This is a genomic window from Lentisphaerota bacterium, assembly GCA_016873675.1.
Lineage (GTDB): Bacteria > Verrucomicrobiota > Kiritimatiellia > RFP12 > JAAYNR01 > VGWG01.
In genome coordinates this window covers 21,194-40,068 of sequence record VGWG01000017.1, presented here as the reverse complement: position 1 = coordinate 40,068, position 18,875 = coordinate 21,194, and the positions used below count along the sequence as shown (strand labels likewise).

At 62.7% G+C, this 18,875-nt stretch carries 18 protein-coding genes; 15 read left to right on the top strand and 3 right to left on the bottom strand.

All coding sequences use genetic code 11. The annotated features are described in order from the left end of the window. Positions 1–2: 2 nt before the first annotated feature. The 13 genes from FJ222_04030 to FJ222_03970 all read left to right on the top strand — a co-directional run bounded on the left by FJ222_04030 (position 3) and on the right by FJ222_03970 (position 14,366). Complete coding sequence (locus tag FJ222_04030) at positions 3–251, top strand: heavy-metal-associated domain-containing protein (protein MBM4163596.1); 249 nt, start codon at positions 3–5, stop codon at positions 249–251. Between the two features lie 8 nt (positions 252–259). Further along, entirely contained in the window at positions 260–1,174 is a 915-nt protein-coding gene (locus FJ222_04025) for a site-specific tyrosine recombinase XerD (GenBank protein MBM4163595.1), read from the top strand. Between the two features lie 134 nt (positions 1,175–1,308). Next, complete coding sequence (locus tag FJ222_04020; protein ID MBM4163594.1) at positions 1,309–1,656, top strand: HU family DNA-binding protein; 348 nt, start codon at positions 1,309–1,311, stop codon at positions 1,654–1,656. A 159-nt stretch (positions 1,657–1,815) separates the two neighbouring features. Continuing rightward, positions 1,816–2,649, top strand: coding sequence for a hypothetical protein (locus FJ222_04015; GenBank protein MBM4163593.1), 834 nt, complete (start codon positions 1,816–1,818; stop codon positions 2,647–2,649). Between the two features lie 79 nt (positions 2,650–2,728). Continuing rightward, a complete protein-coding gene (gene xylB / locus FJ222_04010) occupies positions 2,729–4,234 on the top strand; it encodes a xylulokinase (protein MBM4163592.1) in 1,506 nt (501 codons plus the stop codon). A gap of 14 nt (positions 4,235–4,248) precedes the next feature. After that, entirely contained in the window at positions 4,249–5,475 is a 1,227-nt protein-coding gene (locus FJ222_04005) for an ABC transporter permease (protein MBM4163591.1), read from the top strand. Between the two features lie 45 nt (positions 5,476–5,520). After that, the gene (locus FJ222_04000; protein MBM4163590.1) at positions 5,521–7,548 is read left to right on the top strand and encodes a hypothetical protein; all 2,028 of its coding nucleotides are present in this window, start codon (positions 5,521–5,523) and stop codon (positions 7,546–7,548) included. A gap of 101 nt (positions 7,549–7,649) precedes the next feature. Further along, positions 7,650–8,933: an N-acylglucosamine 2-epimerase gene (locus FJ222_03995; GenBank protein ID MBM4163589.1), complete on the top strand. Its 1,284-nt coding sequence runs from the start codon at positions 7,650–7,652 to the stop codon at positions 8,931–8,933. Between the two features lie 82 nt (positions 8,934–9,015). Beyond that, a complete protein-coding gene (locus FJ222_03990) occupies positions 9,016–9,771 on the top strand; it encodes a hypothetical protein (GenBank protein ID MBM4163588.1) in 756 nt (251 codons plus the stop codon). 23 nt (positions 9,772–9,794) lie between these two features. Then, a complete protein-coding gene (locus FJ222_03985; protein MBM4163587.1) occupies positions 9,795–10,850 on the top strand; it encodes a hypothetical protein in 1,056 nt (351 codons plus the stop codon). A gap of 214 nt (positions 10,851–11,064) precedes the next feature. Then, entirely contained in the window at positions 11,065–11,988 is a 924-nt protein-coding gene (locus FJ222_03980; protein ID MBM4163586.1) for a hypothetical protein, read from the top strand. 14 nt (positions 11,989–12,002) lie between these two features. Further along, the gene (locus FJ222_03975) at positions 12,003–12,290 is read left to right on the top strand and encodes a hypothetical protein (protein ID MBM4163585.1); all 288 of its coding nucleotides are present in this window, start codon (positions 12,003–12,005) and stop codon (positions 12,288–12,290) included. A 51-nt stretch (positions 12,291–12,341) separates the two neighbouring features. After that, entirely contained in the window at positions 12,342–14,366 is a 2,025-nt protein-coding gene (locus FJ222_03970; protein MBM4163584.1) for a glycoside hydrolase family 2 protein, read from the top strand. Here FJ222_03970 and FJ222_03965 read toward each other — a convergent pair. Next, positions 14,363–15,421 carry a hypothetical protein gene (locus FJ222_03965; GenBank protein ID MBM4163583.1) on the bottom strand — a complete coding sequence of 353 codons (1,059 nt, stop codon included), beginning with the start codon at positions 15,419–15,421 and terminating at the stop codon, positions 14,363–14,365. The genes FJ222_03970 and FJ222_03965 overlap by 4 nt on opposite strands. Positions 15,422–15,614: 193 nt before the next feature. On the opposite strand from FJ222_03965, the gene FJ222_03960 reads away from it, so the two are divergent. Beyond that, positions 15,615–15,944: an L-rhamnose mutarotase gene (locus tag FJ222_03960; protein ID MBM4163582.1), complete on the top strand. Its 330-nt coding sequence runs from the start codon at positions 15,615–15,617 to the stop codon at positions 15,942–15,944. 18 nt (positions 15,945–15,962) lie between these two features. Here the strand turns inward: FJ222_03960 and FJ222_03955 are convergent, their stop codons facing one another. Together FJ222_03955 and FJ222_03950 are read right to left on the bottom strand one after the other, a co-directional pair. Beyond that, entirely contained in the window at positions 15,963–16,712 is a 750-nt protein-coding gene (locus FJ222_03955; protein ID MBM4163581.1) for a trehalose utilization protein ThuA, read from the bottom strand. 26 nt (positions 16,713–16,738) lie between these two features. Beyond that, positions 16,739–17,797 (bottom strand): Gfo/Idh/MocA family oxidoreductase, encoded by a 1,059-nt coding sequence (locus FJ222_03950; protein ID MBM4163580.1) that lies wholly within the window; start codon positions 17,795–17,797, stop codon positions 16,739–16,741. A 134-nt stretch (positions 17,798–17,931) separates the two neighbouring features. On the opposite strand from FJ222_03950, the gene FJ222_03945 reads away from it, so the two are divergent. Continuing rightward, positions 17,932–18,873, top strand: coding sequence for a helix-turn-helix transcriptional regulator (locus tag FJ222_03945; GenBank protein ID MBM4163579.1), 942 nt, complete (start codon positions 17,932–17,934; stop codon positions 18,871–18,873). Positions 18,874–18,875: the final 2 nt, after the last annotated feature.

Genomic DNA, 18,875 nt, shown 5'->3' with positions numbered 1-18,875 from the left:
CGGTGCACGCCCCCGCAGTCAAAAATGAGGCGTGCGCGCAGCGCGTGGCGCGGGCGCTCGCGGCGCTTGACGGGGTTGACCTGTCGACGCTCAGGGTTGACGGGCGGACCGGCACGATCACGGTCCGCTATGAATCCATGAAGCTGGGCCGGAAGAACATCGAGCACGCGATCGCCCATGCGGGTTTTGATGCCAACGGCATCCCCGCCTCCGATGCGGCGAAGGCGGCGCTGCCCGAGGCGTGCCGCTGAGGCGCGGCATGACCGCAGACATCCAGGCGTTTCTCGACGCGATCGGCTATGAGCGGGGTCTCAGCGTCAACACGCAGGCCGCCTACCGGCGTGACCTGGAGGCGCTCGCCGCCTGGCTCAGCCGGATCGGCGTCACGACGGCGGCTGCGGTGACGCGGGATGCGATCACCGCCTTTCTGCAGGATCAGCGGCAGGAGGGCCGCGCCGCCGCGACGGTGGCCCGGCGGCTGGTCGCCATCAAGGTGTTTTTCCGGTTTCTGGCGGACGAGGGCCGCGTCCCCGCCGATGTGACCGGGACGATGGCCGCGCCGAGGTCCGGCAGGCGCCTGCCCGGCATTCCGGGCGAGGGGGACGTGGCCCGCCTGATTGACGGGCGCCTGCTCGACGGGCATCGGGGTTCCCCGCAGGCTGCGGCGCGCGAGGCGCGCGACCGGGCGGTCGTTGAGCTGTTTTATGCGTGCGGGCTCCGGGTGTCCGAGCTGGCGTCGCTGCAGGTTGGCGATGTGGATCGCGACACGGCCCAGATCCGCTGCACGGGCAAGGGGTCCAAGCAGCGGGTGATTCCGGTTGGGGAGGCGGCGCTGACCGCGCTGGGGATCTATCTGGATCAGGCCCGGCCGATGCTGGCCTCGGGGTGCCCGGCGGACGGCGCGCTGTTCGTCAACGGACGGGGCGGCCGATTTACGCGACAGGGCCTCTGGCGGCTGATCGTCCAGCGCGCCCGCGCTGCGGGCATTCGCGGCCGGGTGACGCCGCACACCCTGCGCCACTGCTTTGCCAGCCACCTGCTGCAGCATGGGGCCGATTTACGGGTCATTCAAGAGCTGCTCGGCCATGCCGACATCGCGACCACGCAGCTTTATGCGCATGTCGACAGCAGTCGTTTGCTCCAGATTCATCGCGATTTTCATCCGCGCGCATGAGCCGGTGGCTGGACCGGCCTGAAAAAATCTTTCATTTTGTTGACGATTTGTGTTGATTCTCCGGCGGAATGCGTTACATTCTTATCAACACGTGGGGTTTTATCCCCATAAAACCGCAACAAGGAGTTCACATCATGGCTAGTAAAGCCGCCCCTGCGAAGAAGGTTGTGGCCAAGAAGGCTGCGCCCAAGAAGGTCTCCGCAATAACGACGAAGAGCCAGATTCTGGCTGCGCTCGCCGCCAATGGTGAAATCAGCAAGAAGCAGGCATCCACCGTGTATGATGTCCTGTTGGCAATCGCCTATGTCGGCGCGAAACAGCCCAAGGGTATTGTCCTCCCCGGCTTGGGCAAGCTGATCAAGGTGAAGCGTCCCGCCCGCATGGGTCGCAACCCGGCCACAGGCGCAACGATCAAGATCCCGGCCAAGACGGTCGTCAAGTTCCGCGTGGCCAAGGCCGCCAAGGACATGATCCTGAAGTAATCGCACCGTGATGCTTCTGATCGGGTTGCGGCGTGTCGCGCGCCGCAACCTTTTTGTTTTTGTGGGTTTGCGCAGGACATCGCTTTATGCTAACGTAACCCGGTCATTCAAACCGTCAACCCGTCGGCCGCCGACGCGTGGGGAGCGCCAGACAACCGTATGCAAAGTCTGATTAACCATCTGAATCAATTGCAGGAATTGGTCCTGATTCGCGATGAACACCGGGTCACGGGCGATGGCTCGCATCTGAACCGGCTGAACGACGCGATCGCCGAGCTCACCGATAAATTGCCGGCCGACGTCAAGTCGCTCTATCAGCGGCTGTACAAGAAAGACCACATCGTCCTGTCGCCCATGCATAACGGGTGCTGCGCGATCTGCGGCATGCGGATGCCGATCAGCCAGGTCCAGTCGGTGCGCGTCTGCAAGACGATTCAGAACTGCCCGAGCTGCGCGCGCATCCTGTACGAGGAGCCGGATGCCCCCCGCTGGGTCGGCGAGCTGCCCAGCCGGACCGAGCCGCGGAAGGCGGGGCTCGCCCGCTTCTCGGCCGAAAGCCTGATGACGCCCAATCTGCAGGCGAGCACCAAGGAGGAGGCGATCCAATCGCTGGCGCAGGTGATGGAAGACGCGCACTTTATCGACAGCGCCGAAAAGATGGTGATCGGCGCGCTGGAGCGCGAGGGCGTCCTCAGCACCGCCATGGACAACGGACTGGCCTTTCCGCACGTGCGCGGCGTCGAGGGCGGCGGCCTGACGCTGGCGCTGGGCACCAGCAAGAAGGGCGTTCTGTTCGGCGAGGACGGCGTGCTCAGCCACATCATCTTTCTCATCACCATCCCGACCGCAGTCAGCGCATTCTACATGCGCCTCATGGCCGGCCTGACCGAGACGTTCCTGAAGGAACAGAACCGCGAGGCGCTCCTCCTGGCCGAGACGCCCGAGCAGTTGTGGAAGGCGGTCGTGAAGGCGACGCGGTATTCGATCAAGTGACGGTGCGCGCGGGCCGTGTTCAGCTTTCAGTGTTCAGCTTTCAGTGTTCAGCTTTCAGCTTTTTAATCGGGGGTGAGGCATGGCCGATCAATTGGTGGTGGGGATTGACAATGGCACGCAGGGGACGAAATGCGTGGTGTACAGCCGCGGACAGGGAAAGCTCCTCGCCTCGGCCTATGCGCCGCACGACCTGATCGAAAATAATCAGGGGCGGCGGGAGCAGGAACCGCAGTGGTGGGTGGACGCCGCAACCCGGACCCTGCGGGAGGTCCTGGCCGCGCCGGGGGTTGATCCGAAGGCTGTCGTGGCGATCGGCGTCTCGGGCCAGCAGCACGGCTGCGTGCCGCTGGATCGCGAGGGCCGCGTCCTCCGTCCCGCCAAATTGTGGTGCGACACCGAGACGGTGCCGCAATGCGAACGCATCACTGCGGCGGCCGGGGGCAAGGCTGCGGTGATTGCCGCCGTGGGCAACGCCGTCGCTGCGGGCTTCACCGCATCCAAGGTCCGCTGGCTCCTGGAACAGGAGCCGGCGCTGTATGACCGGCTCGCGACTGTGCTCCTGCCCCACGACTATCTCAACTTCTGGCTCACGGGCGAACGGAAGACCGAATGCGGCGACGCATCGGGGACGGCTTATTTTGATGTGCGCAAGCGGATATGGTCGCCGACGCTCCTCCGCGCGATCGACCCGTCTGGCCGCTTGGCCGCATGCCTTCCGGAGCTTGTGGCGTCGGACGAACCGGTCGGCACGATCCGTCCCGAAATCGCCCAAGCGTTCGGCCTGAGCGAGCGCGTGATCGTCTCGTCGGGCGGCGGCGACAACATGATGGCCGCCATCGGCACCGGTAACGTCGCGCCCGGCACGGTGACGGCAAGCCTCGGCACCTCGGGGACAATCTTTGCCTTTAGCGATCAGCCGGTGATCGACCCGGAGGGCGAGCTGGCCGCGTTCTGCTCGAGCTCGGGGGGCTGGATGCCGCTGATCTGCACGATGAACGTGACCGTGGCGACCGAGCAGACGCGGGCGCTGCTCGGGCTGGACGTCCAGGCGTTCGATGCCCTCGTGGCCCGGGCGCCTGCCGGTGCCGACGGCGTCCGGCTCCTGCCCTACTTTAATGGCGAGCGGACGCCGCCCCTGCCCCGGGCCCGCGCGACGTTCAGCGGTCTGTCGAGCACCAACTTTACCCGCGAGAACCTCGCCCGTGCCGCCATGGAGGGCGCGACGCTCGGGCTGCGCTATGGCCTCGACATCCTGCGCCGGCTCGGCGTCTCGCCGCGTGAGATCCGCCTGGTCGGCGGCGGCGCCAAAAGCCGCATCTGGCGGCGGATCGCCGCGGATGTGTTCGGCTGCCCGGTGATCTGCCCCGTCAGCGCCGAAGCCGGCGCCATGGGCTGCGTGGTGCAGGCGATGTGGTGCGCCGACAAGCTGGCGGGCGTCCGCGCGTCGATCACCGACCTGGCCGGGCAGGTCATCCGCCTCGACCCCGCGTCCCGCACCGAGCCCGGCGCCGACACGGCCCGCTACGACGCGGTCTATGGGGACTACCTGGCGCTCAACGGCGCGCTCGCGCCGCTGCACACCTGAACCTGAGGTTGCCCATGCGGTTTTCGCTGTTCCTGGCGTTAAAGTATCTGCGCCCCAAACGGTCCTTCACGTCGGTGGTGACGCTCATCTCGATCCTCGGCGTGGTGCTGGGCGTGGCGATCATCATTATCGTGCGCGCGGTGATGACGGGGTTCGGCGACATGTGGCAGGAGAAGATCCTCGCCTTCAAGCCGCACCTGACCGTGTCCGCGCCCGGCGGCGTGATCGAGCATGAAGAGGCGCTGTGCCGGCGGATTGAGGCGGTGCCCGGGGTCGCCGCCGTTTCGCCGAGCATTGAAACGCGGGTGCTGGCCGAATACCAGCGCCGGGTGGTCGCCCCGCTGATCGTCGGGATCGACCCCGCGCGCGCCGGAAAAATGCTGCAGGTGACCAACATGGTCGACGGGACCTTTGATCTGACGGGCGATGCCGTGGTGCTGGGCGTCGACCTCGCCGCCGACCTGCAGGTCGGCGTGGGCGATACGCTGCTAGTCTATTCGCCGCTGAATCTGGTGAGGCCCGACGAGGTCTATTTTCCCGAGGAGCTCGAAGTCCGCGGCATCTTTAATGCCGGGCAGCGCGATTTCGACAGCGGGTTCCTGATCACCTCCCTCGCGGTGGGACGCGACCTCATGGGCTTGCGCGGCGGCGCGTATTCGGTGCATGTCAAGACGGATGAGCCGCAAAAGCGCGAGGTGTTCCGGCGCCTGGTCGGCGAGGTGTCGCGCGCGGCGGGTCCGGACTATCGCGTGCGGACGTGGCACGAGGTCGACCGCCAGCTCTTCAACGCGCTGGCCGTCGAGAAGAACATGATGGCGATCCTGCTGATGTTTATCACCGTCGTGGCGATCTTCTGCGTGACGAACACCCTCATCGTGATCACCGTGCAGAAGACCGACGAGATCGGCCTGCTCAAGGCGCTGGGGTTCAGTTCGCGGCAGGTGATGCTGGCTTTTGTGCTGCATGGATGGATCCAGTGTCTGGCGGGCGTGGCGCTCGGCATCGCGCTGGCCTTTCTGGTGCTGGCGAATTTGCAGCATCTGGTGGACGGCCTGGCCCTCTTTGGGCTGGAGGTGTTCCCCAAGGGCGTGTACGGGCTGGACGGCATCCCCCATCGGGTCGTCCCCCGCGAGGTGGCCGAGGTCGCCGGGCTGGTCATCGCATTCTGCACCCTGGCGAGCTTCATCCCCGCCCGCCGCGCCGCCAAGATGGATCCCGTGGTCGCTCTGCGGCGGGCTTAGCGTTCGCCGGCGGCCGCCAAGACTCACAAACACAAGGAGCATACGATGATTCGCGGACTACATTACATGTGCTGGTATCGGCAGGATTGGAACTATCACCCCAGCATGCCGATGAAGCGGCTGCAACAAGTGCAGGATGCCGTGGATATGAGCGGCAACCTGCTGCTGTGGTCCTGCCTGGGCAGCGCCGCGATCGGCATCCAGTACCTCGACCAGGAGGCCAACGAGGCCATTCCGGCGAGGCTGCGTTTCTACGGCTATCTGAATGACAAGGAGTTCATCGCAGAATGCGCCGCGCGCGGGATCACCGCCTCCGCCGTGATCTGGAAGGCGCAGTTGTGGGAATTCCCCGCCGAATTCAGCGAGGACGAGTCGGAACTGCTGGCGCTGAACAAGCTGCGCGGCGTCGGGAAAAAGGGATGGATCGGCATGCGCGAGCTCTCCACCGACCGCTATCCGAAAATATTCCCTTCGATCAAGAAGTTCTTCCCCAACGGGCTGAAAGACTCCGATGGCAAGCCGGTCACGGATTTCCTGAAGGGGTTCATGGCTGAGACGCTCGAAGGGAACCCCATCTTCTCGAAATGGCTCATGGTGCCCGGGCACGATCACACCTGCTACAGCCCCTGCGGCAACAAGCCGGCCTTCCGGCAGTATCTACGGAAGGAAATCGAGATCATGATCGACGCGGGCGCGCCGGTGGTGCACATCGATGAGTTCGACGCCCAGCTTCTCGCCGCCATGAGCGGCGGGTGCTTCTGCACGGACTGCCTGCGGCTGTTCCGGGAGTATCTGAAACAGCATCCATCGGCGGAGACGGAGGACCTCGACCTCGACCGGTTCGACTACCGCGCGTTCCTGAAGAAGAAGGGCTATACCGACGCGGAGTTGACCGATCCCGATATCGCCAAGCGGCTGGCCATCCCGCTCTGGCTGTCGTTTGTCCGCTTCCACATCGCCTGTATCGAGCCCGGGGTCATCGACATTGCCGATCACGTCCGCGCCTATTCGCTCAAGAAGACCGGCAAGCGGGCCCAGGTGACCGCCAACCTCTACCACTGCGATCCGCACGGCGAGGCGGTGCGCAAGCATTGCGACCTGATCATCGGCGAAAAAGCCGACATCAAACTCCGTCAGGACGGCTATTATCGCTTCGGGCACGCGTTTTTTGGCGGCAAGGAGGGGTCGTTCATCGAGGATCCGGGCCCCTATGTCCACGCGATCATGCGCGACCTCGACGCCGGGAAGAACGATTCCTATATTCTCTTCATGCTCGAACCGCTGGCCCATGGCTTCAACATCGCGATCCCGTACGGCGCGTGGCTGCAGAACCAGAGGCAGGATTCGTTCTACCCGCCGGCGGAAGCCGAACGCCGGCTGGGGGCCTGGCTGAAGGAGCACGAAGGGCTGTTCACGAACCGGCTTGTCGCCGAAACCGCCGTGCTCTACGATCAGCGCAGCGCGCTGGATTGCGAATTGACGCAGGGGCTCAACCGCCGGCATCTGGACGTCGGCTTTCCGCTCTTTCACGAGCTGTGCCAGTCGCTCTGCGACGCGCGCATGCTCTACAACGTCCTGTACGTCAGCCCCGACGAGCCGCTGACGGCCAAACGTCTGGCCGCCTACAAGCAACTCGTGCTGCCGGATGTGTACAGCCTGCCGGAGCGCGAGATCCGGTTGCTGCGGGCGTGGCAGAAGAAGGGCGGCCGCCTCGTGGCCGCCGGCAAGGTTGACCCGCGCCTGGCCGACACGCGATTCACGTTCGACACGTCGCGAGACCTTGCCCACCTGTTGCGGAAGACACCCTCATGGGTCGAGACCCGGAACGTGCGTGATCTGGGCCTTTCACTGCACAAGCAGCGGAAGGGGTACGCGCTGCACCTGGTGAACTACCGCCTGAATTCCGGCACACGCCAGATCGCGCCGATTCCACGCGCGTCGTTCACGCTGGGCTGGACACCGAAGCACGCGAGGGTGCACGCATTCCCGGCATCAGGCGCACAAGCGCACCTGAAAGGAAATATCCTGACCGTCGAGAACCTGGGCATCTACACGGTGGTGGAGTTGGGGTAGGGCGCGGTAGCGAAAAAGTGTCGCAAGCTACCGGTTGCAATCGGCAGTTCCCGACAGCTAACGACCGCACCCGGCTTTGTAAGGAATAAAAGGAGAACACGATGAACAAAACATCCAAGAAGACAACCCAGCGTCTGCAACGCCTCGAAGCCGAGATCACGAAGCACCTGACCACCGGCCTCATTCCGTTCTGGCATGCCCGCGCCCGCGACGCGAAGCACGGCGGGTATCGGGTCCGCTTCGATGAGCAGGGCAACGCCACGCCGCTCAAGGAGAAGTACGTCAACACCCAGGCGCGGCTGGTCTGGTGGTTCTCGAACCTGTGCCGGCAGCAGCCCAAGGTCAAGGGGAGCGCGGCGCTGGCGCGCGGCGGCGCGGAATTTCTGCTCACGCATTTCTGGGACCCGAAGCATGGCGGCTGGTACTGGAAGACGAAGCCCAACGGCAACCGCAGCGACACAGGCAAGATCGTCTACGGCGAAAGCTTCGCGATCTACGCCATGGCCGAATACACGCTGGGGACCGGCGACAAGCGCGGCGTGGAGACTGCCTCCCGCACGTTCGACCTCCTGCAGAAGTTCGCCGCCGACACGCGGTACGGCGGCTACTACGAGAACCTCTGCCGCGATTGGTTGCCCGAGGAGCCTGGTTTCTCGGGCGGCGACCGCAAGGGGCTGGATACGCATATGCACCTGATGGAGTCCTTTACCACGCTCTACGAGGCGTCCCGCGCCCCCCTCCACCGGCGCAAGCTGATGGAGGTCGTAGACCTGATCTGCGCGCACATGATCGATACCCGGCGCGGCTGCGGGTTGAACCAGTTCGACCTGGCCTGGAACCCGATCCCGGCCATCGCCGTCAAGCGCACGTGGAACGCCGAGCGGTTCGGGGAGCGGCCGGCGCAGCCGACCGAGACAACGTCTTACGGTCACAATCTGGAACTCGTCTGGTTGATGCACCGCGCGCTCGCGATCGCCGATGCCGACCCGAAGCCGTATGAGCCGCTGCTCCGCAAGCTGGTGGACAATGCCTTGAAGTACGGCGTGGACTGGACGTTCGGCGGCATCTACCGCGACGGCCTGCGCAAAGGCGGTGCCCTGGTGCTGGAGAAGGAGTTCTGGCAGCACGCGGAAGCGCTCGTCGGCTTCCTCGATGCCTATGAGGCCTTCCATGATCCGCGCTGCCTCGATGCCTTCGAGTGCCTGTGGGACTTCATCAGCACGCACATGATCATTGTCGGGGTGGGTGAGTGGCGCACGCTGCTCGACCGCCAGGGCAAACCGCTCGACGCGAACATCGGCAACGACTGGAAGGTCTCCTATCACTCGGGCCGCTCCATGTGCGAATGCCAGGCGCGGTTGCGGCGGCTGATGAAACGGGCTTAAGAGAGTGGACGCAGGCTGCAGGACTTCGGACCCACTACCCTGAGTCTTGGGTCCTGAGTCGAAAAACAACCATGAACGTGGGATGAACACAGCCTTGGATTTGAATTCGTATTGCACCCACGTGCCGGTGGTGGCGCGCCTGCGTCTGGATTTGTTCACGGCGCGCGCCTTCCGCATCCGCCTGTCGCGCCTGCAGGGGAACGACCCCTTCCCGCCCGCCTATGAGATCCCCTTTGCCGTGGGGAAGCACACGAACTGGGCGCCTGTGCCGTTCACCCGCACCGAGAATGACGGGGAAGTCGTCGTCACCACCGCAGCCCTGCGCATCCGAATCGCCAAGTTCGACTTCCGCTTCACGGTCTGGACGGCCGACGGCAGCCGGCGGATCTGTCCCTCGGGCGGGCCGGTGTACGGCATGTTCAAGGATGGGTACACACTCTTCGACTCCGCCAGCGCGTTCGGCGAGGAGAACCTGAACGACCGCAACGGGCACTGGTTCTACAATCCGGAGACCGGCCGCTACTGCGACACCTATCTGGCGCCGTCGCCCGAGACCTCGGAGCATCGCAACAACGAGATCCACGACCAGTTCTTCATCTACGGCCCGACGACCGGCACGTATCGTGGCGTGCCAGCACAGCGAACGTGGGATCTGCAGGTGCGTGGTGTGGCCGTACCGTTCAAGCGGGTGTTGTTGGGCACGGAGGCGCTGACGCGCGCTGACGGTGACGCTTCGCCTGGCACTTGGACGTGGGACGCGGCCAAGGCCGCGCTGCACGTTTGCGGCCGGCCAGCTGCCGCAGCCGATGGCTTGTTGTTCAGAATAGACCAAAGCTAGCATGATTGTCAGAAAGGGGCACAATGAAGAACTCGCGGGCAGCATGGATGGGGCACGGAAAGTTCGGCGTGATGGTGCATTGGATTCCGCCGGGGCCCCCGCCCCAGTACGGGCGGCACCTGAAGGATATCAACCAGGCCGTTGACCGTTTCGACGTGGATCGTTTTCTGGCGGAATTCCGGCGCAGCGGGGCGGACTGGCTGATCTTTACGATCGGCCAGAACAGCGGCTACTACTCCAGTCCCAACAGCGTGCTCGACCATCTGGCCGGTCCCGGGCGTTGTTCGCGTCGCGATCTGGTGCTCGAAATGGCCGACGGTGTCAAAAAAACAGGCGCGCGATTTATTGCCTATCTCCCCTGCGAAGTGAAGGGGCAATCGGAAGCCGTACGCCAGGCGTTCGCCTGGACGACGACGGACGGCACCGGTCAGGAGGATTTCCAGCGCCGCTATACGGCGTTCTTCGCGGAGTACTCCCGGCGGCTCGGGAAACGGCTGGACGGGTGGTGGTTTGACGGCGCCTATACCTGGCCGGTCTTCCACAGCTCCAAGATCAACACCAAGCTCTACATGAACGCCGCGCGGGCGGGCAATCCGGATGCGGCCGTCGCGTTCAACGACGGTTCATTCTGTTGCGGCCTCAGCGCCCCTGTGGTTCGCGGGCAGGACTACCTGTCCGGAGAAGTCGAGTTCCTGATCAATGGCAGGGTTCGGTACGGGCGCAAGAAGAGGCTGCTGACACCGGCGACGCACAAGCTGCAACCCCCGCGCGCCTGCCTGTGGCATGCCCTGGTTCCCATTGACTGCATGTGGGGGCATGGCGGTAACTACCCGGATTGGATGAATGCGCCGTTTCCCTGTGTCCCGCCGAAACCGCACCAGATGGAGGACCCGCTTTACACGGTGAATGATCTCGAAAAACTCGTGCGGGAATTCAAAGCCGTGGGCGGTGGCGTGACGTTCAATGTCGGGATCTTCCAGGAAGGCGTGGTGGGCCCGAAGACGGTGGATCAACTTGCGGAACTGGCGGAACGTCTGGACAAGCAGGCTGTCCAGAGTGCGGTCAAAAGCGGAAAATAGGTCTCGAAAGCAAGGAAGCATCATTATGGCCATCACACCGTATCGCAAACCCTGGAAGGGAACCATGACCGGGAGGGAACGGTTCAACCGGCAGATGCATTATCAGTCGGTGGACCGATCCTTTAACATGGAGTTCGGCTACTGGGAAGAGAACTACGAAGCTTGGTCCATCTTCAAGAAGAACGGGATCAAGCACGAGTGACAAGCCAATGAGATGTTTGCCTTCGACTCGCTTGATTCGGTTTGGCCAAACACGTGGATGAATCCATCTTTCCCGCAAACGGTGGTCTCGGAAACCGAGACCACCCGGACGCTCATGAACGGCGACGGCCTGCTGGCCGAGGTCCCGAAGGATGGGCATGGCACCATCCCTCACTACATCAAGGCCAGCATCGTCACGCCGGACGACTGGAAAAGGTGCAAGGAAGAGCGCCTCCGTCGCGACGATCCGGCCCGCACGTTGAACGTCGAAGTCGAGAAACAACGGCATCCCGCCGAACGGGACAGGCCGCAGGGCATCCCGTGCGGATCCATGATCGGAACCATCCGGAACATGCTCACCTTCGAAGGGCTCGCGTACGCCTGCTACGACTATCCCGACATGGTCGAGACGTCCTGCGTCCTAGTGGAAGACATGCTGGACCAGCTTCTGCCGCACGTGGAATTTGATTTCGCGACCGGCTGGGAAGACATCTGCTTCAAGAACGGGCCGATCGTCTCGCTCGACTTCTTCACCCAGATCGTAGTCCCGCGCTACAAGCGGATCGGCAAGAAACTCAAGGCCGTCGGCATCGACATTTGGTACACCGACTGTGACGGCGATGTGCGGCCGCTTCTGCCCGGGTTTCTGGAAGCCGGCATCAACTGCCTGTTCCCCTACGAAGTCAACAGTTGCGTGCACCCGAAGATCTTGTTGGACGAGTACGGCAAGGATCTGCGCATCATGGGAGGCATCGACAAGATGGCGCTGATCAAGGGGCGCGAGGCGATCAAGGCGTATCTGGAATCCGTCGCGCCGCTGGTGGCGCGCGGCGGCTACATCCCGTTCTGCGATCACCGCTGTCCGCCGGATGTGAATGAGAACGATTACCTTTACTATCTGGATCTAAAGGAACGGATGTTCGGAATGAAGACATGAAAGCAGGAGAGACGATGTCACAAGATTACAGGCAACGGCTGTCGCTGGATGAAGGCTGGCGCTTTGCTTTCGGGCACGCGGCCGACCCGACATTGGACTTCGCCTTCGGCAGTGATCACCAGATTTTCAGCAAGACCGGCAACTCCAACGGCGTGCTCAGCCCAAAGTTCGACGACACCGCGTGGCGTTTGCTCGATCTGCCGCACGACTGGGCCGTGGAACTGCCGTTCGACGAGTCGGCCATTTTTCATCACGGCTTCAAGCCGGTAGGCCGCGGTTCCCCCGCGACCACGATCGGCTGATACCGGAAAACTATTGAAATTCCGGCATCCGACGCCAGCCGCCGTATCACCTTGGAGTTCGACGGTGTATTCCGGGATTGTTCCGCCTGGCTGAACGGTCATTATCTGGGAAGGAACGAGAGTGGCTACAGCAGTTTCCAGTACGATTGCACGGATTACACTTTGTTCGGCGAGAAGAATGTTCTAGTCGTGCGGGTGGACGCCACACACTTCGAGGGGTGGTTTTATGAAGGTGCCGGCATCTACCGCCATGTGTGGCTGACCAAAACAGCGCCCGTGCACGTTGGGCATTGGGGGGCCTTCGTCCAGACGCGCCCGGGTCGCGCCCAGGCCGCCATCCGCACGGATGTCGCGGTGGTCAATGAGGGCGAACAGGCCGCCACCGTAGAGATCCGGGGCGAAGTAATCGATGCGGAAGGCAACGTGGTTCAGAAATGCCTGAAGCGGGGGATTGCGCTGCCGCCATGGGGACAGCGGAACGTGACGCTTAAAATAACGCTCAAGAACCCCGCGCTCTGGTCGTTGGAATCGCCCAATCTCTACACCTGGCGGACGACCATTCTGCAGAACGGGCGCGAGGTGGACCGTCTGGATACGCCGTTCGGCATCCGTTCCATTCGCTTCGATCCGGACAAAGGGTTCTTCCTCAACAACAAGCCCGTGAAGATCCGCGGCACCTGCAACCACCAAGACCACGCCGGGGTAGGGGTGGCCCTGCCGGATCGGATCCAGTCCTTCCGCGTCGAACGACTCAAGGAGATGGGGTGCAACGCCATTCGCACGTCGCACAATCCACCAACCCCGGAACTCCTGGACGCCTGCGACCGGTTGGGGATGCTGATCATGGATGAGCATCGCATGATGGGGAGCAGCCGCGAGATCCTTGGCCAGTTGGAGTGTCTGGTCCGCCGCGACCGAAACCACCCCAGTGTCATTCTTTGGTCCATCCTCAACGAGGAGCCGATTCAGTGGACGGAGATGGGGAACCGCGTGGCCGCACCCATGAAACGGCTGGTCAAGCGCCTGGACCCGACTCGTCCGGTCACTGCCGGAGCGTGGGGGGAGAAGGGGTACTTCGGCGTGGTGGACGTGATGGGCGTAAACTACATTTTCCTGGGCGACATGGACAAGCTGCACGCCGACAATCCAACGCTGCCGATCGTGGGCAGCGAGGAAGGCAGTGTACTGACCACACGAGGGATCTACGAGAAGGATGCGGCCAAAGGATATGTGACGGCTTACGACCTGGAATTCCCCTCGCAATGGGGTAAGTCGTCCCGTGAATGGGTCCCTTTCTTCGAGAATCGTCCATTCCTGGCTGGCACCTTTGCCTGGACCGGATTCGACTACCGGGGTGAACCGGCGCCACATGACAAGTGGCCGTGCGTCAGTTCAAATTTCGGGATTCTCGACACCTGCGGTTTTCCCAAGGACAGTTTCTACTACTTTCAATCCTGGTGGACGTCCAGGACCGTGCTCCATTTCCTGCCGCACTGGAACTGGCCGGGCAGGGAGGGGCAGGAGATTGACGTCTGGTGCTATAGCAACTGTGACGAGGTCGAGCTGTTCTTGAACGACCGGAGTCTGGGCCGGAAGGCCATGCCGCAGCTTGGCTATCTCTCCTGGATGGTTCCGTATGCCCCCGGTGCCTTGCAGGCCAAGGGGTACAAACGGCGCAAGCTGATCGCGGAGAAACGCGTGGAGACCACCGGCGCGCCAGCAGCCATTCAACTGACGCCTGACCGGGCCGTCATTGCGGCGGACGGAATGGACGTGTCAATCATCACGGTTGCCGTTCTCGACAGACAAGGAAGACTTGTGCCCGTGGCCGACAACGAGGTGCGCTTTACACTTTCCGGTCCCGGCAAAATCATCGGCGTGGGCAATGGCGACCCTTCCTGCCACGAGCCGGACAAGGGCTCGGATGGGGATCCATGGAAGCGCAGCGTGTTCAACGGTCTGGCCCAGATCATCGTGCAGGCTGGCAGAAAAACCAGAAAACTCAAACTGCAGGCGGAGGCGAAGGGTTTGCGCACGGGCACCACCACCCTTGCACTCAGGACAACTGGTTTCTAGATACGCCGCGCCAGTTTGGCCAGTTGATCCACCGTGTCCGGGCCGAGACCGCCCTCCTGAAAGATGCCGATGTTGAACGTGACGCCGCCGCCGACGGACTTGAAGTCCCGCACCACGGTCTCGAGGTCGTCCAGGGTGTAAAGCGGCTTCTCCATCTTGTGCGGCTTGGGGGCAACCCACGGAAAGGCCGGATTCTGCCAGTCGGGGTTAAACGAAATGCCCGTTTCCCACATGCAATCAATCGGCAGCAATGCGTGCCAGAGGCACGTCGCTGGCGGTTGCGGCAACGGCAGGGTGCGAACATATCCCAGGCAATCCGTGACACCACGACCCATGACAGGCTTACGCGAAGACACTCCGCCTGGCATCGGCGTCAGGACATCTGTCCCGCGCCCGTAACGGATCTTGCCCTTCAACAAAAATTCGGATTCGCCAGCAAGGTAGTCCTGGCCAAGAACTGCCGGCTGGGACAGGCCGAGACAGATGGACCCGTCATTGAACGTTACGACCGCATCCGGGTTGCCAGCTCTTGCGGCACGCAGGCGGTTGACAAGTACGTCGCGCAGATCCGGATCCACGGAGCCGCCGTCAAACCACCAGCCATCCAGATTCTTTCCAAAACGCCGCGCATATTCTTCGATCAGATCCGTGTACAGTCGCAGGTAGGCCTGTTCCGACATGCGGACTGGACCAAAAGGAAAACGCTTCCGGTTGGACATCGTCGGCAAGTAGGCCACAAACCTGCGGCCGAGTTTTTTTACCTCCTTAGCAACCTCCAAAATCAGGTCGCGCCGCGTGCAATGTCCCGGACCTGCCAGACGATCCATGACGCTGTTCGGGCTGGCAAACCCCTTGTCTTGTCCAATCGTGAAGATGAGCCAATCTGCCTTAGTCCGGCGGAAATCCTTGATAAAGCGGTCCACATCGAACCGGTCCGCAGCCTGGTTGATATCCTCGATGCGTTTGCCGTATTGCGGCGGCGTCTTCGGCACGCACCAGTGGACCATCACGCCGAACTTCCCCTGCTTCATCCATGACGCCCGCGAATCTTTCATGATCGAGTCTCTTCCAGTTAGGTGTTCTTGAAAACTCGATGACGATACACCGCCTGACCGGGAAGGTCAAGATCGGCACGAAATTTTGTTGTCTTACGTTCATGCATCCGGTACTGTTCTAGCCCGTGAACGCGCGGGTCTCTGCCTGGCGGGGAGAGGCCCGCAGCATTTGAAGAAACGGAGATGACAGCACATGACCAAACGCACCATCCACATGGCCCGGATCAAGTCCGAGTGTCTGGACGCCTACAAGGAATACCACCGGCAGGTCTGGCCGGAGTTAGAAGCGGTCTACCGGAAGGCGGGCTTCACCGAGTTGAGCTGCTTCCTGAACGACAATTTGCTGGTGATCTTCCTCGAATACGACAACGCGCGCTATCCCGCCTCCAGCGCGTGGCTCGACACAAACGAGGTGCAGGTCAAGTGGCAGGCGCTGATGAAGCCGATGTCGGACCCGGAATTTACGAAGCTGGATTTCGAGGAGATCTATCGCATGTCCGAAAGTAGTCTTCAGCCTGCGTAGGGCTGAGGTTGGCCGACCTCACGCGCCGGTGTTGAGCTTTTCCAGCGGGTCTTTCGCGTGGATGCAGATGTTCGGCGTCGCATTGCCCGCGTAGCGGGCCCAACGTGCCGCGTTGCCGATCACCTGCTGCACCTGCTGGTTGTGGTAGATCGGGTAGGTCTCGTGCCCCGGCCGGAAGTAGAAGACCTTTCCCTTGCCGCGTCGCCAGCAGCATCCGCTGCGAAAGACTTCGCCGCCCGCAAACCAACTGATGAAGACCAATTCGTCCGGCATGGGGATGTCGAAGAACTCACCATACATTTCCGTGTGTTCCAGCTCGATGAAGTCGCCGATCCCTTCGGCAATTGGGTGTCCGGGGGTGATCACCCACAGGCGTTCCTTCTCGCCCGCCTCGCGCCAGCGCAGGTTGCCCGTGGTCCCCATCAGCTTGCGGAAGATTTTGGAGTGATGGCCGGAATGCAGCACGATCAGTCCCATGCCCCGCTCCACCACGTGCCGGTGCACCCGCTCCACGATCTCGTCGCGCACCTCCCCGTGGGCGCAATGTCCCCACCAGGTCAGGACATCGGTGTTGGCCAGCACATCCTCGGTCAGCCCGTGCTCGGCGTCGTCCAGCGCGGCCAGCCGGGTGGTGAACCCCTGCTGCTGCAGCGCATCGGCAAGGGTCTTGTGCATGCCGTCGGGGTAGATCTTTTGGATGTGCTCGTGTTTCCGCTCGTGGCGGAATTCGTTCCACAAGGTTACGCGGATCTTGCTGGCCGTGGACATGGTGGTTTCTCCTGATGGGATGTCGGTTACTTCTTGAAACGGATTTCGCGCCCCTCGGCCGCGCTGCGGTAGAGGCCGTCGAGGATCATCTGCACCCGGACACCGTGCTCGGCCGTGGCCAGCGGTTCGCGTTTCTGCAGGATGCTGTCGATGAAGTCGTGGTAGGCGGTGGGGGGTTGCGTCACGGCCTGATCCAGCGCCTTGGTGTAGAGGTTGCCGCCTTCCTCGGTGTAGATTTCGGCCGTGAAGTCGTACGTGCCGTTTCGGTTTTTCTGCACGAGACCGCCCTTGTCGCCGTAGAGCGAGGTTATCATCTGCTCATTCTCGTTATTGTTGAGCGCCCACGAGGCTTCGACGATCAGCGTGGCGCCGTTGTCGAACTTCACGATGCCGGCGGCGAGGTCCTCCACCGAGTAATGCTTCTTCTCTTCGTGGGCCTTGCGCGCGGCGATGACATTGTACGTGCTGCCGCTGACCGAAACCGGACGGGGATGCCCCATCAACCAGAGGGCCAGATCGATCCGGTGCACCCCCAGGTCAATCAACGGACCGCCTCCGGCCAGCTCCTTGTTGCCGAACCAGCCGCCAAACCCCGGCATGCCGCGCCGACGATGCCATACCGTGCGGCCGAAGTAGATGTTGCCGATGAGGCCGGAATCCACCTGTTGCTTGAGCGCAAAGCTCATGGCGCTGAAGCGGTAGGAGAAATTGATGGCCAGCGTCTTGCGGCACGCCACAGCCGTTCGCTGCATGGCCAGCGCCTCGGGCAGCGTCATGGCCATGGGCTTTTCGCACAGCACGTGGCAACCGGCTTTTAGCGCCGCGATGGTGAGCGGGGCATGGAATTTGTTCGGCGTGGCCACGCTGACCACGTCCAGATCGGCGCGCTTCAGCATCTCCATCGCGTCAGTATAGGTCTGCGGCACCTTGAATTCGGTCTGCGCGCCGGCCAGCCGCTTCTCGTCCATGTCCGCCACCGCCACCACCTCGCACGCGGGATGGCTCTGGTAACCCTGCACATGCCCGCGCCCCATGCCGAGACCAATCACGCCGCAACGCAACTTCCGATTCGCCTCCTTGCGCATACTGGATTCTCCTTTTCGTTTGCTGCCGGACCCGAAACAGACAAAACCTGCAATCATATCCCTTGCACGGGGGAGATCATTATGTATAATGCGGCCCGGTTCAAACGTAAAAACAGGGATGGAACCGGAAATAGATGGACAAAACCTGTACTCTCCCGCAAGCCGAGTCAGCGGCGGATGTCCGGGAATTGACGCGGCGGACGCTGGGCGCGCTCAGTCGCCGGATCGCCTCCGGCGACCTGAGCGGCGTGCACATTCCGCTCGCCGCGCCGTTGTTCTGCGACTCGGTCCGGGGGAGCCATTACCATTCCCGTCCCGAGCTGTTTCTGCAGGTCAGCGGCGCGTCGCGGATGCGACTGACGACTGGTGTGATTTCATGCGCAGCGCCCGGTCTCCTGCTGATGCCCCGGGGTGTGGCGCACCACGAGTCGGCCGACTCCACCGCGTCCCCGTTTTGCAACCTGGTCTTCATGCATGGGGCCGGTCATTTCAGTTACCACGCGGGACTGCCCCGCGGGAAGGCGCAGGGATGCATCGCGCCGGTCAGGGTCGGAGGATCCTGTAACACCACGCATGGCCACGGCAGCCGGCTCTATGGCTATCTGAACGAGGCGGCCGATTTTGTGGCTGCGGGTCATCCGGTGCGGCATCCGGTGGTGCAGGGACTGCTGCTGACCCATCTGGGGTTGCTGCAGACCCTCGTCGAACAAACCGTGCGGCACACCCGGAGTACGGAATCGGCCCTGGTGGCTCGCTGCCGTCGTCTGGTCCAGGAACAATTGACGGACACACGCCTATCCGTGCGGCGCCTGGCGGGCCAGTTGCGCTGCACGCCGGACTATCTCTCCACCCGCTTTCGCCGCGACTGCGGCGTGCGGCTGACCGCGCATATCAACCACGAGCGCTGTCACCTGGCCCGCCACCTCTTGCGCACCACGCCTTGGAGCGTCAAGGAGGTCGCCGTGCGCTGCGGCTATGCGGACGCCGGCTATTTCTCGCGCATCTTCACCCAACAGACCGGTTCATCCCCACGGGAATTTCGGAAGGCCGAAGTTCTCCTGGAAACAGGAGCATGACC